The organism is Micromonospora chokoriensis (assembly GCF_900091505.1).
GTDB lineage: Bacteria > Actinomycetota > Actinomycetes > Mycobacteriales > Micromonosporaceae > Micromonospora > Micromonospora chokoriensis.
The window spans coordinates 6,840,830-6,854,504 of record NZ_LT607409.1; the positions used below are offsets into that span (position 1 = coordinate 6,840,830).

Genomic DNA, 13,675 nt, shown 5'->3' on the forward strand with positions numbered 1-13,675 from the left:
CAGCAACGCAAGGGTCGCGCTGGCGCTACGCGGATAGCGGCCGTCCTCGGTGCGGTCGACGGTCAGGCGGCCGCTACGACGTGGTCGATCACCAGGTGGGCTGCGCCGGTGATGCCGACGTCCTGGCTGGTGGCGACCCGCTCGATGAGCAGGGTCTGGGTGGCCAGCGGCAGGCACCGCTCGTAGAGGGTGGCCCGCATGCTGGCCAGCAGTGGTTCGCAGTCGGCGAGTCGACCGCCGATGGCGACCACCTGCGGGTTGAAGAAGTTGACCACGACGGCCAGGATCTCGCCGATGGCCCGTCCGGCCTGCCGGGCGAGCGCCGTGGCGTGCCGGTCACCGTCGTCGATCAGGCGGAGCACGCCGGTCAGGTCGTCGACCGGCACGCCCTGCTCGCGTAGCGCGGTGACCAGGGCCGCGCCGCTGGCCACCGCCTCCAGGCAGCCGGCGTTGCCGCAGCTGCACAGCGGCGCCGGATCAGCGACCACCCGGCAGTGGCTGATGTCCCCGGCGGATCCCTGGGCACCCCGGTGCAACTGTCCACTGGAGATCACCCCGGAGCCGATTCCGGTGCCGGCCTTGATGTAGACGGCGTGGTCCATCTCGGCGTGTGCGGTGCGGTGCGCGCCGAGCGCCATCAGGTTGGCGTCGTTGTCCACGATGACCGGCACGTCGACGCGGTCGGCGCAGAAGGCCGCCACGTCGAACCCGTTCCAGCCGGGCATCCGGGACGGGCTGACGATCCGTCCGGTGGAGTGCTGCACCGGGCCGGGAATGCCGATGCCGATTCCCCGCAGCGCGTCCGCCGCCCCGCCGCCGGAGGCCGGCGACCCACCGGATGCCGCCCCGCCGGGAGCGCCGCCGGAAGCCGCCGGCGCGATCTCTCCGGCCAGTGCGGTGACCTCGGCCAGTAGTGCGCCCAGCACGGTTTCCGGGCCGTCCTCGATGCGGACCGGCAGGGTGCGGCCCTGCACCACCCGCCCGGACAGATCCAGTGTGCCGATGCGCGCGTGGTGGGCACCGAGGTCGATGGCACCGACCACGGCGCCGCCGGTGGGTACGGCGAGCTGACGCGGCCGTCGTCCGCCCCGGGACCGACCGGCGCCGGTCTCCTCCAGCAACCCCTGGTTGATCAACGCCTCGACCCGCTGGGACACCGTCGAGGGCGAGAGCCCGGAGAGGCGGGACAGGTCGGCACGACTGACGGCAGCTCCGGTGGCCACCCATCGCAGCAGCTCCCGGGGACCACCCCGGAGGGCTTCGCGTGGCGCGTCGTCAATCGTCACGTCAGGTTCTTAGCATCCGCAGTTTGTTCAAGCAACCGGTTGACTTAGTTTGTTGGCTACCTTTAGATGGCGCTGTTGGTTCGATATGAAGCTGACTTAGTTCGGTTGCCGAAGAAAGTGGGGCCGTCTGGTGGCACCGGAGACGACGGGTGCGGACCGACCGATGGTGTCGGTACGCGGCCTGAACAAGTGGTTCGGTCCGCTGCACGTGCTCAAGGACATCGACCTGACGGTGGCCGCCGGCGAGGTGGTCGTCGTGGTGGGGCCGTCCGGCTCCGGCAAGTCGACACTGTGCCGCTGCCTCAACCGGTTGGAGACGGCCGGGCAGGGCAGCATCGAGATCGACGGTGAGCCGCTGCCGGCCGAGGGACGGGCACTGGCCCGGCTCCGCGCCGACGTCGGCATGGTCTTCCAGTCCTTCAACCTCTTCGGGCACAAGACGGTGCTCGACAACGTCACCCTCGGCCCCACCCGGGTCCGCAGGATCGCCCGACCCGAGGCGCGGCAGCAGGCGATGACCCTGCTGGAACGCGTCGGAATCGCCGACAAGGCGAACCACCACCCGGCCCAACTCTCCGGTGGGCAGCAGCAGCGGGCGGCGATCGCCCGGGCACTGGCCATGCAACCGAAGGTGCTGCTCTTCGACGAGCCGACCTCGGCGCTCGACCCGGAGATGGTCAACGAGGTGCTCGACGTGATGGTCTCCCTCGCCAGCGAGGGGATGACCATGATCGTGGTCACCCACGAGATGGGCTTCGCCCGCCGCGCCGCCGACCGGGTCGTCTTCATGGACGACGGCCGCATCGTCGAATCCGGCGCCCCCGACGAATTCTTCGCAGCTCCGCGTACCGAGCGGGCCCGCGACTTCCTTTCCAAGATCCTCCAGCACTAGCCCCCAACGGGAGGGTGGCATGTCAATCCTCAAGATGAGCTTCACCGGGCGGCGTTCGCTCGCCCTCACCGCCACCGCCGTGGCGGTGGCCCTCGCCGCCACCGGTTGCGGCGGTGACAGCGGCAGCAGCGCCCCGAAGCTGCCGGGCAACCCCGGCCTCGGCGGCGACGGCGTGGTCGCCCAGTCGGTGTACGACGCCGCTCCGGTCGCCACCGACGCGGACATCCCGGCCGGCTCGACCATGGACGCGATCCGCAAGCGCGGCTACCTGAACATCGGCGGGTCCCTGGACGCGCCGCTGCTCGCCCAGCAGAACCCGGTCAGCGGCACCATCGAGGGCTTCGACGCCGACATGGCGAAGCTGCTGGCGAAGTACATCATCGGCAAGCCCGAGGTGAAGACGACGACCATCGGCACCCAGACCCGGGAGGCCATGCTCCAGGCCAAGTCGGTCGACGCCGTCTTCCAGACGTACACGATCACCCCGCAGCGGGCCACCCAGGTCGCGTTCGCCGGGCCCTACCTCACCTCCGGCCTCGCGGTCGGGGTCCGCAAGGACGACACCTCGATCAAGAGCGTCAAGGACCTCGCCGGCAAGACCGTCATCGTCGGGGCGAACACCCCTGCGGTCACCGCGCTGCCCTCGGCCGCTCCCGGCTCGAAGCAGATCGCCTTCGGCACCGACCCGCAGGCGTTGCAGGCGCTGCTCCAGAAGCGCGGCGACGCGTACGTGCAGGACTTCACGCTGCTCGCCTCGGGCGCCAAGGCCAACCCGGGGATGAAGGTGGTCGGCGAGCCGTTCACCACCGAGGCGTACGGCATCGGCCTCAACCGGGAGGACGCGCAGTTCAAGGAGTTCGTCAACAACTGGCTGAAGAAGATCCAGGCCGACGGAACCTGGGCGAAGGTCTGGGAAGGCACCCTCGGCTCGGTGGTGGAGGGCGGCGCGCCCACCCCGCCCGCCCTCGGTTCCGCCGACGGATCCTGAGAATCCTCCCGTACCGATGGACGCCCTCACCGCCCACCTGAGCGAGCTCGGCCACGGCCTGGTCACGACGGTCGAACTGACCGTCGTGACCACCATCGGCGCGATGCTGCTGGGCATCGTCGTCGCCACCCTGCGGATCGCACCCGTCCCGCTGCTGCGCGCCATCGGCACGGCGTACGTCGAGGTGTTCCAGAACCTGCCGCTGCTGGCCCTGCTGGTGCTCTTCGTCTTCGCCCTGCCCACCATCGGCATCACGTTCCCGCTGTTCACGTCCGCCGCGATCGTCATCGCCGTGTACGAGGGGGCGTACCTGGCCGAGGCGATCCGCGCCGGGATCAACACGGTCGGCGTCGGCCAGGCCGAGGCGGCCCGCGCCATCGGGTTGACCTTCGGGCAGTCCCTGCGGCACGTGATCCTGCCGCAGGGGCTGCGGGCGGTCATCCAGCCGATCGGCAACATCTGCATCGCGCTGCTGATGAACACCTCGCTGGCCGCCGCCGTCGGCGTGGTCGAGCTGACCCAGGCCGCCAACAACGTGAACCTGGTCGAGGCCCAACCGATCGCCGTCTTCACCGGCGCGGGCCTCGCCTACATGCTGCTGGCGCTGATCATCGGTCAGGTCACCGGCCTGCTCGAACGAAGGCTGGCGATCGTCCGATGAACAAGACGCAACAGATCCTCTTCGACGAACCCGGACCGCGCGCCCAGCGGCGGATCCGGATCGCCACAGTGGTGGGCGCCGTCCTCCTGGTCGGTGCCGCCGTGGCCGCGGTGTACCAGTTCGCCAGTCACGGCGAGTTGGCCGCCGCCCGGTGGGAGCCGTTCACCACCTGGCCGATCTGGCGGTACCTGCTCAACGGCCTCTGGGCCACTGTCCGGGCCGCCGCCGCGACCGCGGTGCTCAGCGCCGTACTCGGACTGCTGCTGGCGCTCGGACGCCTCTCCGCCCACCGACCGCTGCGCTGGCTGGCCGGCGCGTACGTGGAGATCTTCCGGACCGTTCCCACCCTGCTGCTCATCTACGTGACGCTCTTCGCCCTGCCGCAGTACGGGATGAACTTCCCGCTCTTCTGGAAGCTCGTGGTGCCGCTGGTGGTGTCCAACTCGGCGGCGTTCGCGGAGATCTTCCGGTCCGGCATCCTGGCCCTGGACCGGGGGCAGACCGAGGCCGGCCTGGCCGTCGGGCTGCGCCGCGGACAGGTGATGGCGCTGGTGGTCCTGCCCCAGGCGCTGCTCCAACTCACCCCGTCCCTGGTCAGCCAACTCGTCGGGCTGCTCAAGGACACCTCGCTCGGCTTCGTGGTCAGCTACACCGAGCTGCTCTACAGCGGGCAGGTGCTGTCGTCGTACACCCATCTGCTGATCCAGACGTTCCTGGTGGTGGCGCTGATCTACCTCGTGGTCAACGCCTCGCTGTCGAAGTTCGCCCGCGTACTCCAGGCACGGAACGGCCGCCTCGGCGGCCGGCGCGGACGACGCGACGCCGACCTGCCCCCACCGCTCATCGAAGGGACCACCCCCCGGTGACCATCTTCCGTTACGCCGAACTGGCTCGGGTCGTCCGCAACGGCTTCGTCGAGAGCCGGCACTACGGCAGCGTCGTGGTGCTCGCGCCGGACGGCGAGGTCGTCCTCGCCGCCGGCGTACCCGACGAGCCGGTGCTCCCCCGGTCCACCCTGAAGCCGGTGCAGGCCCTGGCCTGCCGGGTCGCGGCGGGTGACGAGCTGACCGGCCCGGCGCTGGCGCTCGCGGCCGGCAGCCACACCGGCGACGACCGGCACGTCGAGCTGGTCCGGGCGATGCTGGCCGGTGCCGGCCTGACCGAGGACGCCCTCGGCTGCCCGGTCGACTGGCCGGAGGACGAGCCGACCCGGGAGCGGCTGATCCGCGCCGGCGGGCAGCGCGACCGGATCCGGATGAACTGCTCGGGCAAGCACGCGGCGATGCTCGTTGCCAGCGTCGCCCGGTCCTGGAGCATCCACGACTACCTCGACCCGGAGCACCCGTTGCAGCGGGAGACCGCCGCCGCCGTCGCCCGGATGGCCGGAACGCCCGTCGCGCACCACGCCGTCGACGGTTGCGGTGCGCCCCTGTTCGGCCTGCCGCTGACCGGCCTGGCCCGCACATTCCAGGCGTTGGTCACCGCACCCGACGGCAGCGACGAGGCGGCGGTCGCGCAGGCCATGCGCCAATTCCCGGAGTACGTGGGCGGCTGGCACGGGCACCCCAACACCGACCTGATGCGGGCGCTGCCCGGCGTCCTGGCCAAGGGTGGGGCCGAGGGCGTGCTCGGGGTGGCCGCCCCGGACGGTCACGCCGTCGCGGTCAAGGTGGTCGACGGTTCACCCCGAGCCACCACCGCCATCGCGCTCGCCGCCCTCGACGCCGTCGGCGTGCCGGTGGGCGGAGCCGACGCGCTGCGCCAGGTGCCGGTGCTCGGCGGCGGCGAACCGGTCGGCGCCGTCACGGCCGTCATCGACTGGACCGCGGCGTCGTCTCGCACTCAAGCGACCTCGTCTCGCACTCAAGCGACCTCGTCTCGCACCGAAGCGACGTCGTCTCGCACCGAAAAGGAAGAGTCATGAGCACATTCGAGATCTGCATCGACAGCGTCGAGGGCGCGGTCGCCGCCGAGGAGGCCGGCGCCGACCGGGTGGAGCTGTGCTCCGCGCTCTTCGACGGTGGGCTGACGCCCAGCCTGGGCACCATCGAGACGACACTGCGCGCCGTCAACCGGATCCGGGTGCACGTGATCGTCCGGCCCCGCGCCGGTGACTTCATCTACTCGCCGTTCGAGATCGAGGCCATGGAGCGGGACGTACGGGCGGCTGTCGCCGCCGGCGCGCACGGCATCGTGATCGGCGCGCTGACCGCCGAGGGCGACGTCGACGTGCCGACCACCCGCCGGTTGATCGCCGCCGCCGGTGACGCCAGCATCACCTTCCACCGCGCGTTCGACATGACCCGCGACCCGCACGCGGCTCTGGAGCAGCTGATCGAGCTGGGCGTGCACCGGGTGCTCACCTCGGGCCAGGAGGTCAGCGTGCTGGAAGGTGCCCCGCTCATCGCCGAGCTGGTACGCCGTGCCGCCGGCCGGATCATCGTCATGCCCGGTGGTGGCATCACCCCGCGCAACATCGCCCGGATCGTCGAGGCGACCGGCGCCGACGAGTACCACTTCGCGGCCCTGGTCAGCTCGGACAGCCCGGCCGTGCACCGCAACCCGGCCCCGCTGATGGGCGGCAGCCTCAACCGGCCCGAGTACGAGCGCTCCGGCACCTCCGGCGCGCTGGTCGGCCAGGTGCTCGCCGCCGCCCGCGCCTGATCGTGCGGGTAGTGGCCTCCCGGACAGATCCAGGGAGGCCACTACCCGGTGGACAACGCCGCGCTGACGTCCGAGCCGGATTAGGACGGTGCCCACGGACCGCTGATGAACCGACCGTTCCCGGCGAACGGGCTGACGTTGGGCAGACACCCGCCGAGATCGATCGTCTGGGTCATCATGACCGGGCCGACCTCACCGGGACCGGGGCACTCCATGTGGGCGAAGCCGAGGAAGTGACCGAACTCGTGGTTGATCACCCCGGCGTGGTAGTCGTCCAGGCTGACCGGGTACCCGGGAGCGCCCTGGAGCCAGCGCCGCAGATTGATCAGGATCGTCCTCCCGTACCGGCAGGAGTAGACCCCCTCGGTGTCGACCCCGCTCGCACCGCAGAGACGGTCCACCGTGGCCGGAGTGGCGAGCCGCACGTCCACGTCGGCGCGCGAGGTGTCGACCCGCTGGAAGGACCATGACGCTCTGGTCAGACGCACCTCGGCGTTGGTGACCGGATGCTTGGCGGAGGTGGTCCAGCCGTTCGGGGCCGCCAGCACCTGTTCGATGCTCTCAGCGAACCCACTCGGCCTCCAGGCGGGGATGTCCCCCCACTCGATCCCCTTCTCCACCGAGACGCGGTAGCGCACCCGCCTCTTGCCGGTGCCGATCACGCGCCCCTGACCGGTGGCGGCGGCGAAGGTGCCGGACGCCTCGACGGGGATCTCGTCGTCGGTCGGTGTCCGCGACCCCATGCCCTCGTCCGACCCCGGGACCCTGCCGTCGGGCAGTGTCGTGACCACCACGTCGGCGTGGTCGACCTCCGCCGCCCCGGTGGCGCAGGCGCCGGACGCCATGACCAACACCAACGAGATCGGCACGAGCAGCCGTGCACTGATCCGCACGTCGGAACCTCCAGAAACGATCACAACCGCAGACAGCCGGAAAACACGGCGAAGTTATGTGACTGCGCGTATGGAAGCCGTAAGGAGGAATTCGCTGATCGGCGCGAGACCAGGCACGGTGGCGCTCACGGACCATCACTGTCCGTCATCGGGGCCATCGGTGCCTGGGGCCGACTCGCCTCGATCATCACGAGTTCGCCAACATCGCGGTATCCGAGCGTGCGGGATACCGCACCATCGGCGAATTCGTGGTGATCGAGCGGGCGGGAGGGTCAGCGTCAGCGGATGTCGTTGACGCAGCGCAGCACCGGGCGGGCGATGAGGGCCGCCGGGTCCAGCGGCGTCGCCGCGCGGACGGTGAACGTCGCTGACTCACCCGGCAGCAGGGTGACCAGGGCTTTGTCGACGGACGCCGACGGGTCCAGCCGGTCCGGGAACAGGGTCAGGTCGCGCAGCACCGTGCGGGCCGTGACCCGGACCCGCTGGCCACCGTCGTACGGCTCGACAGTCGCGTCCCACTCCGCCGCCGGCCAGTGCACGTCCCGGTCCTCGGCGAAGAACCACAGGGCGCGCTCCGCGGTGTCGCCGGCCTCCGCGACCAGCACCTCGCGGCGGCCGTCGTCCGGCCGGGCCAGGTCCGCCGGCAGCGCCAGCACCACCGCGGAGTACGCCGGGACATCGAGATCGAACGAGTTCTTCGCCCGGGACTCACCGCTGACTGCCACCCGGGTCACCGACGACGACGCCCGCCAGGGCGTGCCGCTGTCGTTGACCGCCACCAGGGCGAGACCACCGTCGCGCGGTTGCACGGTGAGGAGCCGGTCGGCGTACGCGTGGCGCAGCGCGTACCACAGGGGTTTGCGTCGGCCGTCGCCGTCGACGGCCGACCAGGAGGTCACCGGCCAGCAGTCGTTGAGCTGCCACACGATGGTGCCGGCGCAGACGTCCCGGTGGGAGCGGAAGTGCTCCACCCCGAGCTGGATGGCACGGGCCTGGTTGAGCTGCGTCAGGTAATGCCAGTCGTCGAAGTCCGCCGGGGCGGGCAGGTGCGCGTCCAGGCCGCGTTGGAGTTTGGCGTCACCGTCGGCCGCCTTCTGGTGGTGTGCCATGCCGGGTGAGTCGTGGGCGAGGGGTTCGTCGCTCAGTGCCCGGCGCAGTGTGGCGTACGCCGGTGGGGCCTGGTAGCCGAACTCGGCGACGAAGCGCGGCACGTACTCCCGGTATCTCGTGTAGTCGTCGGTGTTCCACACGTCCCAGATGTGGGTGGTGCCGTGCGCCGGGTCGTTGGGGTGGATGGCCTCGGTGCCCGACCAGGGGCTGCCCGGCCAGTACGGGCGGGTCGGGTCCAGGTCGCCGACGATCCGGGGCAGCACGTCGAGGTAGTAGCCCCGCCCCCAGGTGCGCCCGTCGAGGGGCTGTTGCCAGTCCCAGTCGTGCCAACCCCAGATGTTCTCGTTGTTGCCGGTCCAGAGCACCAGGGACGGGTGCGGGGTCAGGCGGGTCACCTGCTCGGCGGCCTCGGCGGCCACCTCGGTGGCGAAGGGCTCCTCCTCCGGGTAGGCGGCGCAGGCGAAGAGGAAGTCCTGCTGGACGAGCAGACCGCGCTCGTCGGCGAGGTCGTAGAAGTCCGTCGACTCGTACCGGCCGCCGCCCCAGACGCGCAGCAGGTTGACGTTGGCCCCCACCGCCTGGTCGAACCGCTCGGTCAACCGGTCGCGGGTGACCCGGTTGGGGAACACGTCGTCGGGGATCCAGTTGACCCCTCGGACGAAGACCGGGACGTCGTTGACCGACAACGAGAACGGGGTGCCGTGCTCGTCGGGCGTGGTGTCCAGACGGACCGAGCGGAAGCCGATCCGGTGCGACCAGGTGTCCACCGTGTCGCCGTCGGGCGCGTGCAGAGTCACATGGATCGGGTGGCGCGTCTGGTCGCCGTACCCCCGGGGCCACCAGAGCGCGGGCTCGCGGACGGTGAGGGTCAGCACGGCCGTGCGCCGGCCGGCGGGGACGACCACGTCGGCGCGGACGCCGGCGACGGCGGCCCGGACGGTCAGCGGGACGTCCACGGCCCGTTCGACCTCGACGTGCACCTCCACCCGGCCGTCACCACCGTCCATGGTGACCAGTGGGCGGACGGTGGCCAGCCGGGCGGTGGACCAGGCGTGCAGGCCGATCTCCTGCCAGATGCCGGCGGTCACCAGTGTCGGGCCCCAGTCCCAGCCGAAGTTGCAGGCCATCTTGCGGATGAAGTGGAACGGTTCCGGGTAGGCGTTCGGCCGGTCGCCGAGTCGCTGCTGCTGCGCCTCGGCGTAGCGGTACGCGGAGTCGAACGCGACGACCAGGTCGTTGTCGCCGTCGCGGAGCAGCGGTCGGACGTCGAACCGGTAGCCGCGGTGCATGTTCGCGGTGCGGCCCACCTCGACCCCGTTGACGGTGACGGTGGCGACGGTGTCCAGGCCGGCGCAGACCAGGTCGACCCGGTCGTGGTCGCCGGGTGGCGGCCGGAAGGTCGTCTGGTACGTCCAGTCGGTGCGCCCGATCCAGGCCAGCGCCAGCTCGTTGTCGTCGAGGTAGGGGTCGGGGATCAGCCCGGCGTCGAGCAGGTCGGTGTGCACGCAGCCGGGTACTGTCGCCGGCACGGCCCGTCCGGCGATTTCGGCCGGCACCTCCGCTCCGTGGGCCGCGCGCAGCGTCCACCCGTCGTAGAGTGCCTGTCGGCTCACGACTGCACCGCACCTTCTGCATCGAACGATGGGGACTGAACCGGATAAGTTGAGCCACCGTACGGTCCGGATTTGGGGCTGTCAACGGCCGGAGAGCGAAGGAGCACACCGGTGAAGCGGCCGACAATCGCCGACGTCGCCCGACGCGCCGGGGTGTCCAAGGGGGCGGTGTCGTACGCGCTCAACGGCCAGCCCGGCGTCTCCGAGGCCACCCGGCAGCGGATCCTGACCATCGCCACGGAGATCGGGTTCAGCCCCAGCAGCGCCGCCCGCGCCCTCTCCGCCGCCACCGCCGGGGCGGTCGGCCTGGCCCTGTGCCGACCGGCCCGCACACTCGGGGTCGAGCCGTTCTTCATGGCGCTGATCAGCGGCGTCGAGGCCGAACTCTCCGCCCGCTCGTACGCGCTGACCCTCCAGGTGGTCAGCGACCACGACGCCGAGATCGCGGTCTACCGGCGCTGGTGGGGCGAACGTCGGGTGGACGGGGTGCTCGTCTGCGACCTGCGCAGCCACGATCGCCGCATCCCCGCGCTGGAGCACCTGCAACTGCCGGCGGTGGTGATCGGCGGGCCCGGCGGCACGGGTGAGCTGGCCAGCATCTGGTCCGACGACGCCGCCGCGCTGACCGAGGCGGTGGAGTACCTCGTCGCGCTCGGGCACCGGCGGATCGCCCGGGTCGGTGGCCTGCCCGACCTGCGGCACACGGCGATCCGCACCGAGGCCTTCACGGCGGTCTGCCGGCGGCTCGGCCTGGCCGACGCCGTCACCGTCTCGTCCGACTACACCGGCGAGGAGGGCGGCCGGGCCACCCGCCGGTTGCTCAGCTCCGCCCAGCGGCCCACGGCGGTCATCTACGACAACGACGTGATGGCCGTCGCCGGGCTCTCCGTGGCCCAGGAGATGGGGCTCACCGTGCCCACCGACCTGTCCATCGTGGCCTGGGACGACTCGCCGCTGTGCCGCCTGGTGCACCCACCGCTGACCGCGTTGGGCCGGGACATCGCCGCGTACGGGGCGCACGCCGCGCGCCACCTTCTCGCCGTCGTCGGCGGGGAGCCGGCCGGCCGGGTGGAGGACGAGACGCCCCACCTCACGCCCCGCGGCAGCACCGCACCACCCCGGGAGAGATGAACCGGTTCAGCGAGACGCGGAGGGGAACTCCTCGAAGTACGCCTCGACCCGCTCGGCCGTCGCCGGCCGGGCCAGCGCGAACCCCTGCCCGAACCGACAGCCACCCCGGCGGGCCCCCTCCACCTGGGTCGGCGACTCCAACTCCTCCGCGACGATCTCCACGCCCAGCCGCTCGCCGACGTTGACCACCACGTCGATCAACGGCGGCTGCCCGTCCGACCGCGCGCCCACCAACTCCGGACCCACCTTCAACAGGTCGATCGGCAGCCGGCGGAGCTGCGCCAACGAGGCGTGTTCGGCCCGGAAGTCGTCCAACGCGGTGCGTACGCCCAAGGAGCGCAGCCCGGCCAGCCGGGCCACCACCGTCGACAGGTCGGCGGCGACCCGCGGCTCGCTCACCTCCACCACGAGCCGCTCCGGCGGCACCCCGTACGCGGCCAGCACGGCCGCCGCCCGCTGCACGAAGTCGGGGGTGGTCAGCTCCCGGGTCGTCACGTTCACCGCCATCCACAGCTCACGGACGCCCACCGACCAGTTGGACAACTGCCGGCAGGCCCGGTCCAGGACCCACCATTCCAGCTCACCGACCAGATCCAGGTCCTCCGCGACCGGCAGCAGCTCGGCCGGGAGCACCGTGCCGAGCACCGGGCTCCGCCACCGCAGCAGAGCCTCCGCCCCCACCGGCTGCCCGTCGGCCAGGTCGAGCACCGGCTGGTAGACGAGGTCCAACTCGCCGCGCGCCACCGCACCGGGCAGCTCGCGTTCCAGGTCGAGCCGGCGGACCAGTTGCTCCTCCAGGAACGCGTCGTACCACTCGACCCGGTCCCGGCCCAACTGCACCGCCCGGCGGCGGGCCAGCTCGGCCTGACGGAGCACATCCGCCGGCCCGGCCCCACTCACCTCGGCCAACCCGATGCTCGTCTGCACCCGCAGCACGACGCCGGGCACCGAGTAGGGCGGGCTGAGCGCCGCCAGCAGCCGGGTGCCCAGCGCGTACGCCAGCACCGGACCGGCGGCCGTGACCACGGCGAAGCCGGTACCCGTGCACCCGGTGACCAGGTCGTCGGGGGCGATCACCGCGCGGGCCCGGTGCACCGCCTCGGCCAGCACGTCCTCCCGGACCGTCGGGCCGACCGAATCGGTGCCGTGCAGGTCCACCAGCAGCAGCGCCCCGGTCGGCACCGGCACGTCACCGATCGCGGCCAGGGCGTCCAGCAGGGCCGCCCGGTCGCCCGGGCCACCGCCTCCGGCCGGGACGGGCCGCCGGTCGAGCGTGGACCAGGCCGCACCGGGCTGCCAGGCCGCGCCGACCCCGCTCGCGGTGGTCGGGTCGCGCGCGGGCGGGGCGGGTGGCAGCTCCGACCTGCCCAGCCAGCGCGGTTGCTCCGCGCGGTGCCGGACCCCACGAGCCGCACGGCGGCGGTGTGCGGCCCGCCGTTCGGTAGTGGACGCCTCGCCCACCCTGAACAGCTCGCGCACCATCAGGGGCGGCACCGCCGCCAGAGCCAGCACCACGCTCGTCCGGTCCAGAGCGTGGCCCGCCGCCAGGTGCAGGCCGGCCGCCAGCAGCAGCACCGCCGCCGGCAGCACCGCCCGCGGCCAGGCCGCGGCGACCGGCTGCGCCGGCTCCCCCGCACCGGCGTCCACAGCGACCTGCGCACCGACCGCGACGAGCAGCATCCCGAACACCAACGGGGGTACGGCCAGCAGCGCCACCCGGCCCGCCGGCGCGGACGGCAGCGCGGCCGACAGCACCAACCCGCCCAGCGTGAGCAGGACACCGCCCCGACAGACCGCCGCGCCCGAGTGCCGCCGTGGCCCCGAGAGCGCGTCCAGCGCCGCCATGCCCAGCCCGCCGAGCGCCAACGAGGTGACCAACCGAGCCGGATCGGACAGGCCGTCGCGCGGGAGCAGCAGCCAACCGGTGAGGGCCACACCGACTGCCGGGCCGCCCGACTCGACCAGCCGGCGCAGCCGGGCCCCGGGCGACGGACGCGTCCGGCCGGGCAGGCGACGGAGACCGCACGCCGCGAGGACCGCCACGGCCAGCGACCCGACCAGCACGGCGACGCTCAGCCCGGGGGCCGCCAGGGGCAGCACGACGGCGGTGAGACCGGCGGTCACCACTGTCGCGTCGAGCAGCACGCTCGCCACACGCGGCGAGGGACCGGCGGAGTGTCGGCCGGCCAGCCGGGAGAGTCGCACGCCGGCGACCGTGGCGCCGGCGCCGACGGCCAGCGCGATCACCACCGGGCTCGGAACCAGGCCGAAGGCGCCGGCGAGAAGGAGCAGCGTCACCGCCGTGGACGTGGCGGCCTCCGGCGCCGCCCGACGGGGGACGAGAACGCGGAACGGGTACGCGAGGAGCACGGCGGTCGCCTTCGTGAGGGGGCACGGGGGCGGTACGACGGTGCGGGGCATCGGACGTTGCGGGTCC

Annotated in this window: 11 protein-coding genes; 7 read left to right on the forward strand and 4 right to left on the reverse strand. The window is 72.3% G+C overall.

The window, feature by feature from the left end; all coding sequences use genetic code 11:
- Positions 1 to 62: 62 nt before the first annotated feature.
- The gene (locus GA0070612_RS30980; RefSeq protein WP_197699272.1) at positions 63 to 1,286 is read right to left on the reverse strand and encodes an ROK family transcriptional regulator; all 1,224 of its coding nucleotides are present in this window, start codon (positions 1,284 to 1,286) and stop codon (positions 63 to 65) included.
- 163 nt (positions 1,287 to 1,449) lie between these two features.
- On the opposite strand from GA0070612_RS30980, the gene GA0070612_RS30985 reads away from it, so the two are divergent.
- The 6 genes from GA0070612_RS30985 to GA0070612_RS31010 are packed head-to-tail and all read left to right on the forward strand — an operon-like array spanning position 1,450 to position 6,491.
- Entirely contained in the window at positions 1,450 to 2,178 is a 729-nt protein-coding gene (locus GA0070612_RS30985) for an amino acid ABC transporter ATP-binding protein (protein ID WP_088991884.1), read from the forward strand.
- A gap of 19 nt (positions 2,179 to 2,197) precedes the next feature.
- Positions 2,198 to 3,166, forward strand: coding sequence for a glutamate ABC transporter substrate-binding protein (locus tag GA0070612_RS30990; RefSeq protein WP_197699273.1), 969 nt, complete (start codon positions 2,198 to 2,200; stop codon positions 3,164 to 3,166).
- Between the two features lie 16 nt (positions 3,167 to 3,182).
- The gene (locus GA0070612_RS30995; RefSeq protein ID WP_088991128.1) at positions 3,183 to 3,827 is read left to right on the forward strand and encodes an amino acid ABC transporter permease; all 645 of its coding nucleotides are present in this window, start codon (positions 3,183 to 3,185) and stop codon (positions 3,825 to 3,827) included.
- Complete coding sequence (locus GA0070612_RS31000; protein ID WP_088991129.1) at positions 3,824 to 4,693, forward strand: amino acid ABC transporter permease; 870 nt, start codon at positions 3,824 to 3,826, stop codon at positions 4,691 to 4,693. The genes GA0070612_RS30995 and GA0070612_RS31000 overlap by 4 nt, the downstream gene beginning before the upstream one ends.
- Complete coding sequence (locus GA0070612_RS31005) at positions 4,690 to 5,751, forward strand: asparaginase (protein WP_088991130.1); 1,062 nt, start codon at positions 4,690 to 4,692, stop codon at positions 5,749 to 5,751. Before GA0070612_RS31000 ends, GA0070612_RS31005 begins: the two co-directional genes overlap by 4 nt.
- Positions 5,748 to 6,491 (forward strand): copper homeostasis protein CutC, encoded by a 744-nt coding sequence (locus tag GA0070612_RS31010; RefSeq protein WP_088991131.1) that lies wholly within the window; start codon positions 5,748 to 5,750, stop codon positions 6,489 to 6,491. The genes GA0070612_RS31005 and GA0070612_RS31010 overlap by 4 nt, the downstream gene beginning before the upstream one ends.
- 80 nt (positions 6,492 to 6,571) lie before the next feature.
- Here the strand turns inward: GA0070612_RS31010 and GA0070612_RS31015 are convergent, their stop codons facing one another.
- Positions 6,572 to 7,384 carry a DUF3152 domain-containing protein gene (locus GA0070612_RS31015; protein ID WP_088991132.1) on the reverse strand — a complete coding sequence of 271 codons (813 nt, stop codon included), beginning with the start codon at positions 7,382 to 7,384 and terminating at the stop codon, positions 6,572 to 6,574.
- Between the two features lie 278 nt (positions 7,385 to 7,662).
- Positions 7,663 to 10,107 (reverse strand): glycoside hydrolase family 2 protein, encoded by a 2,445-nt coding sequence (locus tag GA0070612_RS31020; protein ID WP_088991133.1) that lies wholly within the window; start codon positions 10,105 to 10,107, stop codon positions 7,663 to 7,665.
- A 111-nt stretch (positions 10,108 to 10,218) separates the two neighbouring features.
- On the opposite strand from GA0070612_RS31020, the gene GA0070612_RS31025 reads away from it, so the two are divergent.
- On the forward strand, positions 10,219 to 11,238 hold the full coding sequence (locus GA0070612_RS31025) for a LacI family DNA-binding transcriptional regulator (protein ID WP_088991134.1): 1,020 nt from the start codon (positions 10,219 to 10,221) through the stop codon (positions 11,236 to 11,238).
- Between the two features lie 6 nt (positions 11,239 to 11,244).
- Here the strand turns inward: GA0070612_RS31025 and GA0070612_RS31030 are convergent, their stop codons facing one another.
- Positions 11,245 to 13,608 (reverse strand): GGDEF domain-containing phosphodiesterase, encoded by a 2,364-nt coding sequence (locus GA0070612_RS31030; RefSeq protein ID WP_231924406.1) that lies wholly within the window; start codon positions 13,606 to 13,608, stop codon positions 11,245 to 11,247.
- Between the last annotated feature and the right edge of the window lie 67 nt (positions 13,609 to 13,675).